The sequence below is a fragment of the Mesorhizobium sp. genome, assembly GCF_965229135.1.
GTDB lineage: Bacteria > Pseudomonadota > Alphaproteobacteria > Rhizobiales > Rhizobiaceae > Mesorhizobium.
Map to the genome: position 1 here is coordinate 1356193 of NZ_OZ245860.1, position 17054 is coordinate 1373246.

General features: G+C 61.5%; 15 protein-coding genes, 2 tRNA genes and 2 pseudogenes. 11 read left to right on the top strand and 8 right to left on the bottom strand.

Going from position 1 to position 17054, the window contains the following annotated elements:
• Positions 1-9 precede the first annotated feature (9 nt).
• Genes ACO07C_RS06710 through ACO07C_RS06720 form a run of 3 tightly spaced genes read left to right on the top strand, consistent with a single transcriptional unit; the run spans position 10 to position 2575 of the window.
• Entirely contained in the window at positions 10-1050 is a 1041-nt protein-coding gene (locus ACO07C_RS06710) for an ABC transporter substrate-binding protein (protein WP_421913414.1), read from the top strand.
• On the top strand, positions 1050-1823 hold the full coding sequence (locus ACO07C_RS06715; RefSeq protein WP_421913415.1) for an ABC transporter ATP-binding protein: 774 nt from the start codon (positions 1050-1052) through the stop codon (positions 1821-1823). Before ACO07C_RS06710 ends, ACO07C_RS06715 begins: the two co-directional genes overlap by 1 nt.
• Positions 1820-2575, top strand: coding sequence for an ABC transporter permease (locus ACO07C_RS06720; RefSeq protein WP_421913416.1), 756 nt, complete (start codon positions 1820-1822; stop codon positions 2573-2575). The genes ACO07C_RS06715 and ACO07C_RS06720 overlap by 4 nt, the downstream gene beginning before the upstream one ends.
• Here the strand turns inward: ACO07C_RS06720 and ACO07C_RS06725 are convergent.
• Both ACO07C_RS06725 and ACO07C_RS06730 read right to left on the bottom strand, forming a co-directional pair.
• Positions 2565-3791: a M20 metallopeptidase family protein gene (locus ACO07C_RS06725; RefSeq protein ID WP_421913417.1), complete on the bottom strand. Its 1227-nt coding sequence runs from the start codon at positions 3789-3791 to the stop codon at positions 2565-2567. The two genes, ACO07C_RS06720 and ACO07C_RS06725, sit on opposite strands and share 11 nt — an antisense overlap.
• Before the next feature lie 25 nt (positions 3792-3816).
• The gene (locus ACO07C_RS06730) at positions 3817-4995 is read right to left on the bottom strand and encodes a M24 family metallopeptidase (protein ID WP_421913418.1); all 1179 of its coding nucleotides are present in this window, start codon (positions 4993-4995) and stop codon (positions 3817-3819) included.
• 148 nt (positions 4996-5143) lie between these two features.
• On the opposite strand from ACO07C_RS06730, the pseudogene ACO07C_RS06735 reads away from it, so the two are divergent.
• The 3 genes and pseudogenes from ACO07C_RS06735 to ACO07C_RS06745 all read left to right on the top strand — a co-directional run.
• Positions 5144-5815 (top strand): annotated as a pseudogene (locus ACO07C_RS06735) (ABC transporter permease); the annotation flags it as partial.
• 13 nt (positions 5816-5828) lie between these two features.
• Positions 5829-6275 (top strand): annotated as a pseudogene (locus ACO07C_RS06740) (SDR family NAD(P)-dependent oxidoreductase).
• 545 nt (positions 6276-6820) lie between these two features.
• On the top strand, positions 6821-7087 hold the full coding sequence (locus ACO07C_RS06745) for a hypothetical protein (RefSeq protein ID WP_421913419.1): 267 nt from the start codon (positions 6821-6823) through the stop codon (positions 7085-7087).
• A gap of 331 nt (positions 7088-7418) precedes the next feature.
• Here the strand turns inward: ACO07C_RS06745 and ACO07C_RS06750 are convergent.
• Positions 7419-7495 (bottom strand) — tRNA-Asp (locus ACO07C_RS06750).
• 217 nt (positions 7496-7712) lie between these two features.
• Between ACO07C_RS06750 and ACO07C_RS06755 the strand changes: the two genes are divergently transcribed.
• A tRNA-Val gene (locus ACO07C_RS06755) sits at positions 7713-7788 on the top strand.
• A gap of 69 nt (positions 7789-7857) precedes the next feature.
• On the opposite strand, the gene rbsK is transcribed toward ACO07C_RS06755, so the two are convergent.
• From rbsK to ACO07C_RS06770, 3 genes are read right to left on the bottom strand one after another with little or no spacing between them, the layout of a single operon-like run.
• Positions 7858-8787 (bottom strand): ribokinase, encoded by a 930-nt coding sequence (rbsK, locus tag ACO07C_RS06760; protein WP_421913420.1) that lies wholly within the window; start codon positions 8785-8787, stop codon positions 7858-7860.
• 4 nt (positions 8788-8791) lie between these two features.
• Positions 8792-9244 (bottom strand): RbsD/FucU family protein, encoded by a 453-nt coding sequence (locus ACO07C_RS06765; RefSeq protein ID WP_421913421.1) that lies wholly within the window; start codon positions 9242-9244, stop codon positions 8792-8794.
• A gap of 34 nt (positions 9245-9278) precedes the next feature.
• The gene (locus tag ACO07C_RS06770; RefSeq protein WP_421913422.1) at positions 9279-10337 is read right to left on the bottom strand and encodes an ABC transporter ATP-binding protein; all 1059 of its coding nucleotides are present in this window, start codon (positions 10335-10337) and stop codon (positions 9279-9281) included.
• 279 nt (positions 10338-10616) lie between these two features.
• On the opposite strand from ACO07C_RS06770, the gene ACO07C_RS06775 reads away from it, so the two are divergent.
• From ACO07C_RS06775 to ACO07C_RS06785, 3 genes are all read left to right on the top strand, one after another.
• On the top strand, positions 10617-12284 hold the full coding sequence (locus tag ACO07C_RS06775) for an ABC transporter substrate-binding protein (RefSeq protein ID WP_421913423.1): 1668 nt from the start codon (positions 10617-10619) through the stop codon (positions 12282-12284).
• A gap of 93 nt (positions 12285-12377) precedes the next feature.
• A complete protein-coding gene (locus ACO07C_RS06780; protein ID WP_421913424.1) occupies positions 12378-13499 on the top strand; it encodes a carbohydrate ABC transporter permease in 1122 nt (373 codons plus the stop codon).
• 12 nt (positions 13500-13511) lie between these two features.
• Entirely contained in the window at positions 13512-14429 is a 918-nt protein-coding gene (locus ACO07C_RS06785) for a carbohydrate ABC transporter permease (RefSeq protein ID WP_421913425.1), read from the top strand.
• Between the two features lie 40 nt (positions 14430-14469).
• Here ACO07C_RS06785 and ACO07C_RS06790 read toward each other — a convergent pair whose 3' ends face one another.
• Together ACO07C_RS06790 and hxlB are read right to left on the bottom strand one after the other, a co-directional pair.
• Complete coding sequence (locus tag ACO07C_RS06790) at positions 14470-15213, bottom strand: creatininase family protein (protein WP_421913426.1); 744 nt, start codon at positions 15211-15213, stop codon at positions 14470-14472.
• A gap of 3 nt (positions 15214-15216) precedes the next feature.
• Complete coding sequence (gene hxlB, locus ACO07C_RS06795) at positions 15217-15783, bottom strand: 6-phospho-3-hexuloisomerase (RefSeq protein ID WP_421917448.1); 567 nt, start codon at positions 15781-15783, stop codon at positions 15217-15219.
• Positions 15784-15965: 182 nt separating this feature from the next.
• Here hxlB and ACO07C_RS06800 point away from each other — a divergent pair, with 182 nt between their 5' ends.
• Entirely contained in the window at positions 15966-16988 is a 1023-nt protein-coding gene (locus ACO07C_RS06800) for an aldo/keto reductase (protein WP_421913427.1), read from the top strand.
• Positions 16989-17054: the final 66 nt, after the last annotated feature.

Genomic DNA, 17054 nt, shown 5'->3' on the forward strand with positions numbered 1-17054 from the left:
GAGCGAAAAATGAATGGGAACTTGAACCGCCGCACCTTCGTCAAAGGCGGATTGGCCGCGGCCGCGGCCGCATCGGCCGGCATGCAGCTTGTCCTCACGCCCGGCGCAAAGGCAGCCGGAAAGGTCGTCATCCAGTATGACTGGCTGATGTCCAACGGCCAGATCGGCGACATCGCCGCCGTCGCCAACGGCTACTTCAAGGATGCAGGGCTCGACGTCGAATTCAGCCCGGGTGGCCCTAACGCCTCGACCGTGCCGCCCGTGATCTCGGGCGCGGCACAGCTTGGCCAATTTTCCGAGACGCCGCAGCTGTTTGCGGCACGCGCCAGCGGCGTGCCGGTGAAGATCATCGCCTGTGGCTTCCGCACCGGCCCCTATGCGCTCACCTCGAAGGCAGCGAACCCGATCCGCAATGTGGCCGACCTCAAGGGCAAGAAGATCGGCATACAGCCAACCGCGCGTTTCGTCATGGACGAGATCCTGGCGAAGAACGGCATGAGCGCGTCCGACGTGACCGTGATCAATGTCGGCTTCGACAAGGGGCCTCTGGTGCGCGGTGATGTCGATGCTATTGGCGGCTGGATCACCAACACCCAGGCGCTCAGCGTCGTCGGCGAAGACCGTATCGACCTTCTCGTGCGCGATCTCGGCCTGGACTCCTACGCCGATGTCTATTTCGCGACCGACGCTGCGATCGAAAAGGACCCGGACACGCTGGCGAAATTCATCGGCGCGGTTGCCAAGGGCTGGGGCTGGGCGCACGCCAACCCGCAGGAGGCCGTGAAGAAAATGGTCGCCGCCTACCCGGAGATGGACCTTGGCTGGGAAGAGAAGACCGTGGATCTCGTGCTGAAGCTCGCTTTCGACGGCACGACGGCCAAAGACGGCTGGGGCACGTTCGACCCCGCCTCGATAGAGGAGCAGTTGGCGCTGCTCGACAAGGTCGGCCAGTATCCGAACGGGCGTCCCGCCGCCGCCGATGTCTACACGACCAAGATCCTCGAACTTTCGGCCGCGGACCGGCCGAAGCTCGACGCGCCCGCCGCCTGATGGCGACCGCGATCGAAGCCAGCAGGCTGGATGTCGGCTATGGCGGCCGCCAGACGGCCGTCAAAGTGCTTTCCGGCCTCGACCTAACCGTCGAGACCGGATCGTTCCTGTCGATCCTGGGACCATCTGGGTGCGGGAAGTCGACCTTGCTCAGGGTGGTCGCCGACTTGCTCGATCCGCTGGGCGGGACGATCAGCGTACTTGGCGACACGCCGCATTCGGTGCGCTCGCGGCGCGATGTAGGCTTCGTCTTCCAGGACTCGACGCTTCTGCCGTGGCGCACGGTGCGCGAAAATGTGCGCCTGCCGCTTGGCGTCGGGCGAGGCAGCCTGACCCGCCAGATCGATGACCGCAGCGACGAATTGCTGGAACTGATGGGGCTTTCCGGATTCGGCGAGCGCCTGCCGCACCAGCTTTCCGGCGGCCAGCGCCAGCGTGTGGCGATCGCCAGGGCATTGCTTGGACAACCAAAGCTGCTGCTGATGGACGAACCGTTCGGGGCTCTCGACGAAATCACCCGCGACCGCCTCAACGACGAGTTGCTTGCCCTGTGGCGGCGCACCGGCGCCACGATCCTCTTTGTTACCCATTCGATCGCGGAAGCCGCCTATCTCGGCGAAAGGGTGATCGTGCTTGCCGCCAATCCCGGTCGGCTGATCAAGGACCTCGACATGCGGCCGCTCAAGCGGGAAGGCAACCGCTGTTCGAGAGAGGATCCTGCAATCGTGGCCGCCATGGCTGAATTGCGCACCGCGCTGGAGCGCGCATCGTGAGGCCCGCGGCGCTTTCGCCACAGTTGGCTGTCGCCCTGCCCGTTCTCGGCGCGGCGTCGATGCTTCTCGCCTGGCAATATCTGCTGCCCCTCCTCGGCGTCCCGGCCTACATCGTGCCGACGCCGACAGCGATTTTCGGAGTCTTCCAGAAGAACTTTTCGCTGCTCATGAACAATCTGAAGCCGACACTGATAGAGGCGCTAGCCGGCTTCGTCATCGGCAATCTCGCCGCTGTTCTTCTAGCCGTCGTGTTCGTGCACAGCCGCATCCTTCAGGCTGCCTACTTTCCGATCGTGCTGTTCTTCAACACCATTCCGATCCTGGCGCTATCGCCGATCATCATCCTGATCTTCGGGCTAGGGATGACACCGAAGATCGTGATCGCGGCGGTGATCTGCTTCTTCCCGACGCTGGTCAACATGATCCGCGGGCTGGATTCAGCCAGCCACAACGAACACGAATTGTTCCGGGTGTTGTCCGCCACGCGCTGGGAGATCTTCTGGGGCCTGCGCCTGCCTCGCGCCTTGCCCATGCTGTTCTCCTCGCTCAGGATCGCATCGGCGACGGCCGTGATCGGCGCGATCGTCGGCGAATGGATCGGTTCGGACAAGGGCCTTGGCGCGCTGATCATCCAGGCGACATTCAACTATCAATCCGACCGGCTTTACGCCGCGATCGTGCTGTCGTCCTGCCTGTCGATCGCGCTGTTCTGCGCGGTCGTTCTGGTGGAGCGGAGGGCCATCAAGTACTGACTGCTCCGAGAATTGATTGACCGGGGCTCTCCGGTTGCATCTGCAAGAACGTGGTCGCGGCCGAAGCCAGGGTTGCGGCTCCGACTTTCAGGGCCGATTCATCGACACGAAACCTGGGATGATGAAGCGGGAAGACCGATCCCGCCTCGTCGTCGCGGATTCCGAGCCGGAAATAGACCGAGGGGCGTTTCTGGCTGTAGTAGGCAAAGTCGTCGGCGATGCTCCACCCGGGCATATTGAGGACATTGTCGGCACCGACGCAGGCCTTGGCGCTGGCAAGTATGAGTTCCGTCATCTCGGCATCATTGACGACGCCCGACTCACCCCTATGGATGTCGAGTTGCACACTGGCGCCATGGCTGGCCGCCATGCCCTGTAGTATCTCCCGAACCCGGCGCCATGCCCGCGCACGGGTTGTGTCGCTGCCGCTGCGAATGGTTCCCTTCAACGACACTTTCCCGGGGATCACGTTGTAAGCGCTGCCGCCGTTGATGCCGGTCACCGATATGACCAGCGGATCGTAAGGATCGATCTCGCGCGAAACGATCTTCTGCAACTCGCCCACCATGGAGCAGGCGATTGCTATTGCATCGATCCCCTCATATGGCTTTGCCGCGTGCGCGGCCGAGCCGGTGACCAGAACGTCAAATGTATCGCAAGCGAGAGTGTACGGACCAGCGCCTACCGCGACCTTGCCGGACGCCGTGTACGGATCGACATGCACGCAGATCGCGGCATCGATATCGTCAAGAAGCCCTTCCTCCACCACCCTCTTGCCGCCCGACGGCTCATCTTCCTCGGCAGGCTGAAAGATGAGGCGAACGGTTCCGCCAAAGTCGGCCCGCGACTGGTGGAGTTGCGCCGCGACGGCGAAAGCCATCGCGGCATGGGCATCGTGCCCACACGCATGCATCACACCCGGATTGATCGATGCGTACTCGACGCCGGACTCCTCCTCGATCGGCAAGGCGTCGATGTCCGCCCGGATAGCTACCTTTCGATTTGACGGCCTGCCGGTGCCGATGATGTCGACGGCCAGGCCGAAGCCGGCAACGTCGCGAATGTCCAAGATACCCTGCCCCGTGAGCATCTCACGCAAATATCGCTGCGTTTTGGCTTCATGGTTCGACAGTTCGGGATTGCGATGCAGATGGCGTCGGATCTCGATCATCCGATCGAGAATACTGGTGTCGATATCGACCGCGACGGCATTCACGACGCTGCCGGCAGTCGCCAGATCTTCAGGATTTGACATGGATGTCTCGCGGAAACCTGGTCAGGGTTTCGTTACCGGTCTCGGTCACCAGGATGGTCTCGCTGACCTCGATGCCCCAGCCGTCCATCCACATGCCGAGGATGGAATGAACGACGTTTCCTGGCTGAAGCACCGTCTTGTCGCCAGGCCTCAGGCTGATCGTGTGTTCGCCCCAATCTGGCGGATAGGCAACGCCGATGGAGTAACCGATGCGCGACTCCTTCTTCAGCCCGTGGCGCTGTATGACTGTTCGCCAGGCGGCTTCCACCGACTCTGCGGTGGTTCCCGGTCTAACCGCGTCAAGCACCGCGTCCATGCCTTCGATCACGGCTTTCGCCGTATCGGAGACACGCGTCGGCGTCTTGCCAAGCTGCATCGTTCTGGCCAGACCGGCCGCGTAGCGGCGGCAGACGCCGGCCAGTTCCAGCGCAATCGTCTCGTTGTCTCCAAATCGCCTGTCGCTCCACATGATGTGCGGAGCCGAGGCATTCTCGCCGCCCAGGATTGTCGGAGGAAGCGCGGTGATGTCGCCCGCGAAATCCGCGCTGCCGGCGATCTGTGCCGCCTGGATCGAGGCGATGGCATCGCACTCGCGAACGCCCGGCGCGATGACCTCGAAGGCCCGCGTGACCGCTGCCTCGGCCAAGGTCGATGCCTTGCGCAAATAGGCGATCTCGGGGGCCGATTTGACCGCGCGAATCCAGTTCACCAGGAGATCGGCATCATGCCATTTCGCGTTGGGAAGGCCGGCGACGAGCCGAGCATGGCCCTTCGGGGAGAAATAATAGGCTTCGAGCTCGATGCCGATATGTCTGGCACCCCAACCTTTGGCAACTATCCAACTCGCGATCCAGTCCATGGGGTGACGATCGGCACGCTGAACGTGATCCTCCGGAAAGCCAACCACGTTCTCGGGCTTCATCCAGGCCGTCAGAAGCCCGCCGGCGGCATCCATGGCGCGCCCGATCCAGACCGGCTCGACCTCCTCGACAGGAACCAGAACCACCTGGGGCGTGTAGAATGACCAGCCATCATAGCCGGTGATGTAATGCTGGTTGGCAACGTCGTTGACGACAAGAAGTTCGAGACCGCGCTTCGCCATTTCGGCGCGGATCTTGCGGAGCCGCTGCTGGTATTCGTCGCGGGCAAACGGCAATTCGATCATCTCTACTCCATGCTTTGTTGGATCAACGGTTGCGAGGCTCGCTCAGCATTGAAGCGTTTTACAATGACGGCAATCGGCCAAGGGCGACATGTGGACAGGTCCTAGGTCAGGCCACGAATTGCGGCTTACAGCAAGTTTGTCGCCGGCGCTGCTGGCGCTCGCCGTCAGCGGCCTTGTCGGCGCCTTCAACGGCTGTCTCGTGGTGAAGGTTAGGATGAGCGCCTTCATCATCACGCTTGCGTCCTACATCTGGGTGCGCCGCCTGGTGCTTGTCATCTCGGGTGGCCGCTCGGCGCAGGACCTGGCGCCTGCCATTCGCTTGTTCGGCATCCAACGCCTGGTCGGCCTGCCGCTCACCGCATGGATCGCGGCGGCCTGCTTCGTCGTGTTCTGGCTGATCATGGCCAAGACGCCATTCGGCCGGCATCTGGTGATGATCGACGGCAACGAAACGGCTACGTTCCGTGCCGGAATCCGGGTGAACCGCAACCTCATCATCGCCTTCGTTCTTATCGGCGCCATCGCCGGGCTTGCCGGTTGGCTGCTGGCGATCCGCACCTCAGGCGCCACGGCCGATATGGGCGTCGGCCTTCTCTTCAATGCCTTTGCCGCGGTCGTCATCGGCGGCGTCAACCTGAATGGCGGCGTCGGCGCCCTGCCCGTCGTCTACGCCGGCGTGCTGCTGCTCTCAGCCATCAACACGGCGATCAATTTGATGGGGCTGCCCGCCAACTTCACCCAGGTCATCCACGGCCTGCTGGTGCTCGCTGCCGTGCTCCTCGACGCCTTCAAGCAAACAATTCGCCAAAGACTGGCATGACAGGACGGCTCGCATGACAGGACGACTGCAGGACAAGGTGGCGCTGATCATCGGCATCGCGCGCGGCATCGGCAAGGGAATCGCGCTGCGCTTCGCCGAAGAAGGTGCGAGACTGGTGCTGGCCGACACGGAGAGCGAGGCAGGACAGGCGACCGCAGGCGAACTGGGCGTCCCCTTCATCCGCAACGACATCTCTCGGATGGCGGACGCCGAAGCGACCGCAACCCTGGCGATGAAACACCATGAACGTCTCGACATCATCTTGCAGAATGCCGGTATCTGCCCCTGGCAGTTGATCGAGAACATCAGCGCCGACGAGTAGGACCGCGTGATGGCGGTCAACATTCGTGGCACTTTCAATGCCTCGGACGACGCCAGCGACATCACCGGGACGACAATCATTGTCGACGGCGGACAGTTGCTTCCTGACGGCAACGACTTCCGGCTCGTTCCGCCCTGATTCTCGATTTCCGCGATGATGTTCTTCCCCACCGCAAACTTGGTCGCCGTACCGATGCGGGCCGCGATGCCAATTTTCGACTGATCGCGTGCCGCGACTGGTTGATGCAGAATGCCGGCGGCGAAGGACGAACATACGAACGGTCAAATCGCGAAATAATAAGTGAACCGCCGCTTTGCAGTCTACTCTTCCATGAAACGCATAATTCATCGCCTGTTCATGGGTGCTATAAGATGCTGTCTGAATTGAATAGAGGACAAATCGTGTCAATAACCCCCAAACTCTCAATGCGCGTGGTACTAACCTCCATCTGCCTGGGCGGCCTCGTGACAGCCGCGTCGGCTCTCTTCCCAGCTACGGCTTCGGCTGATCGCCTCCAGCGATGCGCAGATGAGGGCGGCATTTGCCGGCTGCCATATCCGGCGGAGGTCGTCTATGGCGCGCAAGGCAGCAATACCTCCCGCTTTATCGACCGCGGTGCCGTGCCCTGCACGAATCGTGTTTTCGGCGACCCGGCGCCGGACCGCAAAAAGGCATGCTACATCGTGATGCGCGATCGCGGCGGCTATGGCGGTGACTATGGTGGCAACTATGGCGGCAACAACAACGGTTCGGGCGGCGATCGTGGCGGATGGGCCGCGTGCGCCAACGAAAACGACTATTGCGATTTCGATGGCCGCAGGATGGTCCGGTATGGCGCACGTGGCCAGTATACGGTGGGCGTGTTCCGCAACGGCGTCCAGTGCAACAACGACACATTCGGAGACGACCCCGCGCCCGGCCTTCACAAGCGCTGCTTCGTCCGCCAGTAGCTTTATTGGGCAGCGCAGGAACCGAACGCCGACCGTTCACGCCGTTTCAGCAAAAGCCTATTCGTGGGTTGAAGGTCGGTTTTTTGACACCGCCTTCAACCCACATTCGATGGCTAAAATAGAGCTGAAATCCGCGGCGGCCACGAGGCTATGGAGTCATCGGCGCAGGGATACGCAGTTGCCGACATGCCTTCCCCACCACCAGAATCTGGCTGGTCATGCGCAACCAAGCCCAGATCCAAAAAGATCTGAGCTGCTTGATTCAACAAGGATTCTTTGACATTTAAGTCGACATTTCTCTGAAGCCAAGAGCCTGGACCCTTGAGAGAAATGGCGCGAGTGACGGGGCTCGAACCCGCGACCTCCGGCGTGACAGGCCGGCACTCTAACCAACTGAGCTACACCCGCGCATTTGACGAACACGTGTCAGCCGTGTTCGTCGTTGGGGCGGTGGATAAGGGGTTCGCCCGCAGGTGTCAAGCGTGCGAGGACAGCATAAATGCAAACATGAGAAGGTTTTTTGACAGGCGCCGTTTTCTTGGCAAAACCGAGCCGAAGCCAGTGCACTAAGCGCGGATTTGGCCTTGCGAAGCTCGTGCTAACTGCTTAAAGGTCCGCGCGGAGCGGGCGATTAGCTCAGTTGGTAGAGCGCTTCGTTTACACCGAAGATGTCGGCGGTTCGAGTCCGTCATCGCCCACCATATTCAAGCACTTACGTCGCGTTTGATCATGGCTGCGCCTTGGGATACTGCGGCACAAGCGCCGCCAAGTCAGACCTTGGCGAGCACGGCCTCGACTTCACGCAGTGTCGGCATCGATGGCGCGGTGCCTGGCCGCGTGACCGATATGCCGGCGACCGCGCAAGCGAAACGGACAGCCTCCAACGGCGCCACTCCTCTCGACAATGCGGCGGCCAGTCCGCCGTTGAAGGCATCGCCTGCACCGGTGGTTTCGATCACTGGGCCGGCGTTGACGGCGGGAACGTGGTCGGAACGATCGGCGGTGTGCAGCAGCGCGCCTTTTTCGCCGAGCGTCACGATGACCGCGCCCACGCCCTTTTCAAGCAAAGCAGTGGCAGCGCGGCGGGCGTCGTCGACGGTCAAGACCTTGATGCCGGTGAGTTCTTCGGCCTCGGTCTCGTTGGGGGTGACATAGTCGCAAAGGGTGTAGATACGGTCGGGAAGACTTGCGGCCGGCGCCGGGTTGAGAATCGTCGTCACCCTCGCCCCATTGGCGATCTCAAGCGCCCGCATCGCCGCGTCGATCGGCTGCTCGAGCTGCGTGACAAAGACCCCGGCCGAACGGATCAGGTCCTCGTTGGCGTCGATATCGCCCGGTGAAATGAGCATGGCCGCGCCGGGACTGACGATGATGGCATTGTTGCCGGTCGTTTCTTCCACGAAGATGTAGGCAGCGCCGGTGTAGCTTTCCGGCGTGTCGATGACCGCGCTTTTCACACCCGCCAGCGCCCAGGTTTGCCGTGCCATGTCGGCAAAGGGATCGACGCCAAGGCGCGTCAGGAAAGTAACGTCGGCGCCGAGCTTACCGGCAGCGACTGCCTGGTTCGAACCCTTGCCGCCCGGGCCAAGCTTGAAGGACGTGCCAAGGATGGTCTCGCCCATGCGAGGCTGCCGCGGCGCCCGGTACGCGGTGTCGGCGACGAAGACTCCCAATATGACAACAGGCTTGGCGGGGCCCATGCTGCTACTCCGCATCCGGCGGAACGACACCCTTTCGGAAGGCGAAACAGCCATAGAAGCGGCGCTCGCCGGTCTGGATGACGCAATAGGCCTGCTTTGCACGTTCGTAGAAGGCGTAGCGCTCCACCGGGATCATTGGCCAGGATTTTCCCTCGGCCGCGTCGATCGCTTTTTGCACTTCTTTCTGCACTGGCGGAATCTCGTCTGGTTTGCCGACAATTTCCATGCGCGCGGCGGAATCGTCGACGAAGGTGTCCAACGGGTAGAGTGACAGCACCGCCTTGACCACCTCGGCCGCCGATGCATCGATGCGCAGCAGCCGGCCCAATACGGTTTGGCGGGCCACGGAATCGGAAGGGAAATTGGTGTCGGCGATGATCAAGTCGTCGCCGTGCCCCATTGCCCGCAGCGCCTGGAGCACATCGGCGTTGAGCAACGGACTGATTCCTTTGAGCATGGCATTCCTCTCGAACAGGCTTTTGGGTGAGGGATCAGATACGGCTACCGGTCTCGGCATCGAACAGATGAACCTGATCGAGGCGCGGTTTCAAATGCAACGTGTCGCCCGGCTTGAAGTCGTGGCGTTCGCGAAACAACGCCACCATTTCACTCTCGCCGAAGCGTAGGAATACCAGCGTTTCAGAACCCGTGGGCTCAACTACTGAAATCCGTGCGGCTATGCCGTCCGGGTGGATTTCGAGGTGCTCCGGCCGGACGCCATAGACGACGCTTCGGCCATTCTCCACGGTGCTGTTCGCGGCCATTGGAAATGGCGTGCCATCGATCTCGACAACGGTCTTGTCGGCCCTGCGGACAACGCCCTTGAGCAGATTCATCGAGGGCGATCCTATGAACCCCGCGACGAAAAGATTGGCGGGCCGGTCGAACAGTTCCAGCGGCGCGCCGGCCTGCTCGATGCGGCCATCACGCATCACGACGATCTTGTCGGCCATTGTCATGGCCTCGATCTGGTCGTGGGTCACGTAGATGGTCGTGGTCTTCAGGCGCTGGTGAAGTTCCTTGATCTCGGTGCGCATCTGAACGCGCAACTTGGCGTCGAGGTTGGAGAGCGGCTCGTCGAAAAGAAAGACCTGCGGATTGCGCACGATGGCGCGCCCCATGGCGACGCGCTGGCGCTGGCCGCCGGACAACTGCCTGGGATAGCGCTTGAGGTAGGGAGCAAGGTCAAGAATTTCCGCCGCGCGGTTGACCCGTTCCGTCACGACAGCCGGGTCTGTGTTGCGCAGCTTGAGCGCGAAGGCCATGTTCTGTTCGACCGTCTTATGCGGATACAGCGCGTAGTTCTGGAACACCATGGCGATGTCGCGCTTGGCCGGCGGCAGATGGTTGACGACGCGATCCCCGATCGAGATAGTGCCGGCTGAGACGGTTTCCAGCCCGGCCACCATGCGAAGCAGCGTGGACTTGCCGCAACCCGACGGGCCGACCAGCACCACGAACTGCCCGTCGGCGATATCGACGCTGACATCGTGAAGGACCTTCACGGTCCCGAACGCCTTGGCTGCATTGCGGATTGCGACTTGAGCCATATCCTCCCCTTCCGGCCCTCTATGCCGTTTGCGCAGAAGCTAACCAACGCCAACCGACAGGGCAAGACAGTCTCTTATAGATAAAAACCCGTTTTCGTTGACACGGCACCGGGTTGTGAGAATAGTGGCGAGCGCCAATCCGAATGCCGGTACTTCTACCCGATAATCGGAACTCGAAGCGACGCGAGGTGAGGGCCTGCGTTTCCGTTTTTGATTGGGGCCGGCATCCGACAAAATTGGCATATCCATTCACAACTAATGTTCTGGGAGGAATAGTAGATGAGAGTCGGACTTTACGAAGAACTGGTACGCGCGGGCGCCACGCGGCGTGAAATCCTCAAGGGAGCGGCCAGCATGGCCGCGATCGCCGCCGCATCCGGCACCGGACTTGGGGCATTGACGCGACCTGCATCCGCTGCCAGCGAACTGCGCACGAAGATCCTTCAAATTCCCGGCGTCGGCAAAGGCCAGCCGACGGATTCCGACTTTCAGAAGGTCGGTGAAATCTGCCTTGAGGCGACCAAGGCCAACGTCAAGCAAGGCGAATTCGCCGGCGTCGAACTGACCTTCATGGGGCTCAACAACCAGAACCTGCATAACGTTCTGTTTCGCGGCTTCCTGAAGCCCTGGGAGACCTATACCGGGGCCAAGATCAACTGGATCGATCTGGCACAAGCCGACTACAACGCCCGCCTGCAGCAGTCGATTGCCACCGGCACTGTCGATTTCGACATAGCCGAAATGGGCGCGCCCTTCGAAGGCGACGTATGCGGCAAGGGGCTCACTTCGGAAATGCCCGATTGGGTCAAAAAGCAGATCGATATCGACGACTATGTCTCCTACCTGAAGCCACCTGTCGGCACATGGGACGGCAAGCAGTACCGTGTCACCATCGACGGCGACACGCACAGCTTCAATTACCGTACCGACGTTTTCTCCGATCCCGAGCTCGCCAAGGCGTGGAAGGAAGCGGGCAACAAGACCGAGTGGGGACAGCCCCGCACGTGGCAACAGGTCCAGGTGGTGACCAAGTTCCTCAAGGGCCAGAAATTCAAGGGCCAGGACGTCTTCGGGTATCTTGATGCGCCGAAGGCATGGGGCGGTTTCGGCTTCTATTTCCTCGGCAGCCGCGCTACCGCCTATGTCAAGCATCCCGACGACAAGGCCTGGCTGTTCGACCCGGACACGATGAAGCCCCGCGTCAACAATCCGGGCTGGGTGCGCGCCATCCAGGACGTGATCGACGCGCTGCCCTTCGAGCCCGCCGACCAGATCAACGCCGACCCCAACACGACCGGCTTCCAGCAATTCCTCGCCGGTACCGGTTCGCTGCTCTCGTGGTGGGGTGATATCGGCCAGGTCGCGAATACCAGCGACACCTCCGTGATCGGCGATGTCATCGGTTTCGATATCCTGCCCGGCTCGGATGATGTCTACAACTCAAAGACCGGAAAGTGGGAAAAGCTTGCAAGCGGTCCCAACTTCGCACCCAACTGCGCCTATCTCGGCTGGGGTGTCTACGTGATGGCCCGCGTGGATTCCGATGAAAAGAAGAAGAAAGCGGCATGGTCGGCCGCCGCTCATCTCGGCGGCAAGGACCTGTCGCTTTGGACGGTGATGTATCCGTCGGGCTTCCAGGTGCATCGCAAGAGCCACTACGACATCGCTGAATGGGTCGCGGCTGGCTACAAGCAGGACTATATCAAGTCCTACCTGGACTCCGAGTTCAACTCCTACAACCACCCGAACGCGGCGATCGAGCCCCGCATCCCCGGCATTTTCCAGTACTACAGCGCCGCCGAGGACATTCTGGCGAACACATTCGCCGGCAAGATGAAGGCTCAGGAAGGGGCCGACGCGATCGCGGCGGCCTGGGAAAAGCTCACTGACCAGATCGGCCGGGAGAAGCAGATCAAGCTCTACAAGGCTTCGCTCGGCATAAGCTGACGCGTTGATAAACCTGGGTCCGGCGCCAAGCCGCCGGACCCGTCTTGACCGGCCAGACCGGTCGATAAGCCTCTTGTGAATCGGACGAGATGCGTGGCTGACCAGACTTTGCCAACGAATGCATGGCCGGCAAACGCCGCCCCCTCCGATCTGATCCCGCCCGGCCGCAAGCGCCTCGGCTGGGCGCTCATGGCTGTGGCGACGCTCTTCCTGCTGGCAACGATCGGGCTGCAAATCCTCTACAAGAGCGACGTAGATGCCATCGGCTTCGAGACGTGGCGGCCGGTCGTCTACGCCTACGTGCTGTGGGGGATCGCGATCGGCGTGGGACAGGTGCTGACGCGCGGCGAAGACGGCCAGCGCGCGCTGTTCCTGTTACCGGCGTTGCTGTTCACCATTGCCATGGTGATCTTCCCTACCTTGTTTGGATTCTACATAGCGCTGACCGACTGGAACCTCAGTTCTTTCGCCGGCCGGAAATTCAATGGACTCGACAATTTCTGGCAGATGCTGGGGGATCCATACTATCGCAACGCGCTGCTCAACATGGTGCTCTACGTGCTCGCGGTTCTTGTCGAGTATGTCATTGCCTTCGGTCTAGCCTTGCTGCTCAACGCCCAGATCCGCGCACGAAAATTTTTCCGCGTCGTCTTCCTGATGCCCTTGATGCTCTCGCCAGTGGCGGTGTCATGGATGATCGGCAAGTCGCTGATGGAATACAGGTTCGGACCGGCAGCGACGCTGGCGCGCCATCTCGGCTGGGAAAACCCGGCTTTCTTCTCGAACCCGATCACCGCTCGCATCTCCATCATGGTGCTGGATGCCTGGACCTTCATCCCGTTCATGATGATCATGCTGCTTGCGGGGCTGCAGGCCATGTCACGCGAGGTGCTGGAGGCGGCCAAGGTCGACGGTGCCAATGCATGGCAGACATTCTGGCAAGTCACCTTCCCGCTGATGCTGCCGGTGTCGGTAACAGCCGTCATCCTGCGCATCATCTTCAAGCTGAAGCTTGCGGATATCATCATCACCGTTACGTCAGGCGGGCCGGGCGGCGCGACTGATTCCGTGTCGAGCTTCATCTATCGCGAATACCGCGACCGTTCGAATGTTGGCTACGGCACGATGCTGGCGATGGTCTACCTGATCATCATCGTCGTGTTCGTGACCTGGCTCTTGAAATTCGCCAACCGCTTCGTGCGCAACGTCAACTGACCCGCGGGCCCTATGAGCGTTCAGACCACCGACTACGTCGTTTCCGAAATCCGCTCGCCTGCGAGCTTCTTCGCCAGCCGCGTGTTCATCTATGGCGCGCTCGTCTTTTGGGCCTTCATCTGCCTGTTTCCGATTTATTGGACGATAACGACCTCGTTCAAGGCGGCCGTAGACGTGACCCGGGGCCACCTCATCCCCTTCGTCGACTTCCAGCCCGACTGGAAAGGCTGGCGTTCACTTGGCCTGTCGCCGGACTCGATTTTCGAGACTTCGACCGTGCGCGAGGAATTTCTCAAGCGCTTCATGAATTCGGTCATAACCTCGGTCGGCGCGTCGAGCCTCGCCATCGTCATTGGCAGCCTCGCCGCCTATGGGCTCACACGCTACCGCTACCAGTTCGCCTGGTTCAGGAATGAGGATATCTCCTTCTTCTTCCTGTCGCAGTTGATCCTGCCCCCGGTAGTGCTCGCCCTGCCCTTTCTCGTGCTCTACCGCGAGGTCGGCCTGCTCGATACGCGCATCGGCCTGATCCTGCTCTACACGCTGATGGTGCTGCCGATCGTCATCTGGATCATGCGCGACCAGTTCAACTCTATCCCGGTGGAACTGGAGGAAGCAGCCCTTGTCGACGGCCTCTCGATCTGGGGGGCGTTCTTCCGGATCGTCATGCCGATCGCGCTGCCCGGCATGGTCGCCGCCTTCATCCTGGCGATGGTGCTGTGCTGGAACGAATATTTCTTCGCCGCGCTTTTGACATCGACGGACGCCAAGACCATCCCGGTCATGCTGGCGAGCCAGACCGGCTCGCAAGGCATCAACTGGTGGTCGATGGCAGCCCTTGCAACGGCGGCGATAGCACCGCTGGCCGTCATCGGCGTGGCGCTGGAGCGCTACCTGATCATGGGCATGACGGCCGGCGCGGTGAAGTAAGGCCGCAACCCGCTACCGAGCCGCTGCCAACACGGCCTTATCAAGCCGTGAGCGTCCTGCGCAGATGGTCGAGGATCATCGCCAAACCCTGATTGCCGAGTTCCGCCGAAGCCTCGGAAGCGCTCTTCGTGTACCAGCTGTTGTTATCGGCGAAACGGGTGGCGTCCACGGCCTCGGGGCACAGCGCCAGCATCAGCGAAGTCTCGCCGATGCCGGCATGATCGAACGGGTATTTGCCGTTCATATCAGCCGGCATCAGCGGATGCACCTGCACCCAGTTGAAGAAATTGCCGCCGCCGGCATGTTCGGCATAGTAGTCCGCCATGGCGTTGGAGCCCCACCAGCCGTCGCCGCGTTCCTTTTCGAGGAAGCGGAAGATGGCTTGCCGTCCCGCGGTCTTGAAAGCGAGATCAGTCGGCATGCCGGCGGCAAAATTCTCGGTCTGATGGTGGATGATGGCGTGGATGTTGCGAAATCCGATGCGCAGCAGGCCGTAAAATAAGTCCTCGGCGAACGGCGCCAGAGCATTGCCGCCGACCTGAACCGAGCCGCTGCCTTCGGGCGGCGCCACGGCGTAGCTGGCAGCGCCGTAGTAGAAGGGCGGCAGGATGACGATATTCCTCTCCTGCTCCAGAAGCTCCAGCGTTTTGATGACTGCCAGCGTGTCCATGCCAACCGCCATGTGTTCGCCGTGGTATTCGAGCACGCCGAGCGGCAGGGCAACCGGCCAGTTCTCGGCGATCGCCTTGCGGATCTGATACGGAAGCATGAGTTCGTAGCGCATGATCTATTCCATGTTGGTGTGGCGGGAGCGCATGGCTTCCGACGACTGGCCGGTCATTGTCTTCAGCTTCAGCACCATCACCTCGAACACCAGGAACAGAGCGCCTTCGAACACCGATCCCATCGGCAGCACCGATGTCTTTTCCGGCCCCTGATCATCAGCCATTGTTTGCGCGGGGACCAGCAGCGTGAAATCCGACAGGCTTGCCGCGCTGCTCCGCGGTTGCGCGGTCAGCAGCAGGATTTTCGCGCCTGCCGCCCGGGCGACCCGCATCAGGGCGAGCACCGTGGATGTCTCACCCGGTCCGGAACTGACGAGGAACACATCGCCTTCGCCGAGCGGCGGGGTGGTCATGTCGCCCACCACCGATACCGGCAGGCCGAGATGGTGGAGCCGCATGGCAAAGCCCTTGACCTGCAAGGCTTCACGGCCACAACCGTAGACGACGATCTGTTTCGCCTCGACCAGCATGCCGCAGGCGGCATCGATGCGGTCGTCGTCGATCCGCGCCAGCACGCCGCCAAGCTCGTTCAAGGCAATGCGGAACAAATCCGTGCCGCCACCGGTCATGATCCTGCCGCCAGCTTTCCCGAGCGCAAAAACGGTCTGGACGCCCTCATCATCTCTCCCGAACGGCTTGTTTTTGTTCATGCTATCACCGCGAAAATCCGTGTCCAACGGTTCGCGGCGCTTTTGCAAAGCCACGGGCATGATAGTGTCGACCAAACCGGCAAATCAGGAATCCGCACGACATGAAGACACGGCATTTCGACCGCATCGGCAATGGTGGCATTACCTTTACGGAACTCGGCTTCGGCACGGCGCCGATCGGCAATCTTTACCGCGCCGTCTCCGACGAAGACGCCAATGCCACGCTGGAGGCGGCGTGGCGGACCGGCTGCCGTTACTACGACACCGCCCCCCTCTACGGGCTCGGCCTCTCCGAAACACGGCTCAATCCCTTCCTGCGCTCGAAGAAGCGCGATGACTATGTCCTGTCCAGCAAGGTCGGCCGCATCATGCGCGCCTGCCCGCCGGAACAGCGCACCGGCATCGGCAAGTTCTTCGATACGCCGTCGCGCCGCGAGGTCTACGATTACAGCTATGACGGCGTCATGCGCTCCTTCGAGGCGTCTCTCGAGCGCCTTGGCGTCGATCGCATCGACATCCTTTTCGTGCATGATGTCGACATCTTCACGCATGGCAGCAAGGAGGCGTCCGACCGGCGCATCGAGGAGTTCATGCGCTCGGGCTATTACGGTTTGCTTTCGCTGCGCGACCAGGGTGTCATCAAGGCGTTCGGTGGCGGCATCAATGAGTGGCAGGTCGCCCAGACGCTGGCGGAACGTGGGGATTTCGACCTTTTCCTGCTGGCTGGCCGCTACACGCTGCTGGAGCAGGAGGCACTGACATCATTCCTGCCGCTGTGCCAGGCACGCGGCATCGGCATCGTGCTTGGCGGCCCCTACAACTCTGGCATCCTGGCGACCGGGCCAAAGCCTGGCGCCTACTACAATTATTCCGAGGCGCCGCAGGACATACTCGACCGGGTCTCGCGCATCGAAGCGACCTGCAAGCGTCACGGCGTGCGGCTGATCGAGGCGGCGCTGCAATTCCCTCTCCAGCACCCTTCTGTCGTCTCGGTGATCCCCGGCGGCCAACGGCCGGCCGAAGTTGAGAGCAACCGCTCGCTGCTCGATGCAACCTTGCCCGAGGCGCTCTGGTCCGATCTGAAGAAGGAAGGCTTGATGCGAACGGATGCGCCCACGGCCTGACTCGGCCACCCAATCGCGCAGCGATCGAGGATCGGCGCATACGCATAAAAGAAAAGCCGGGCGAGC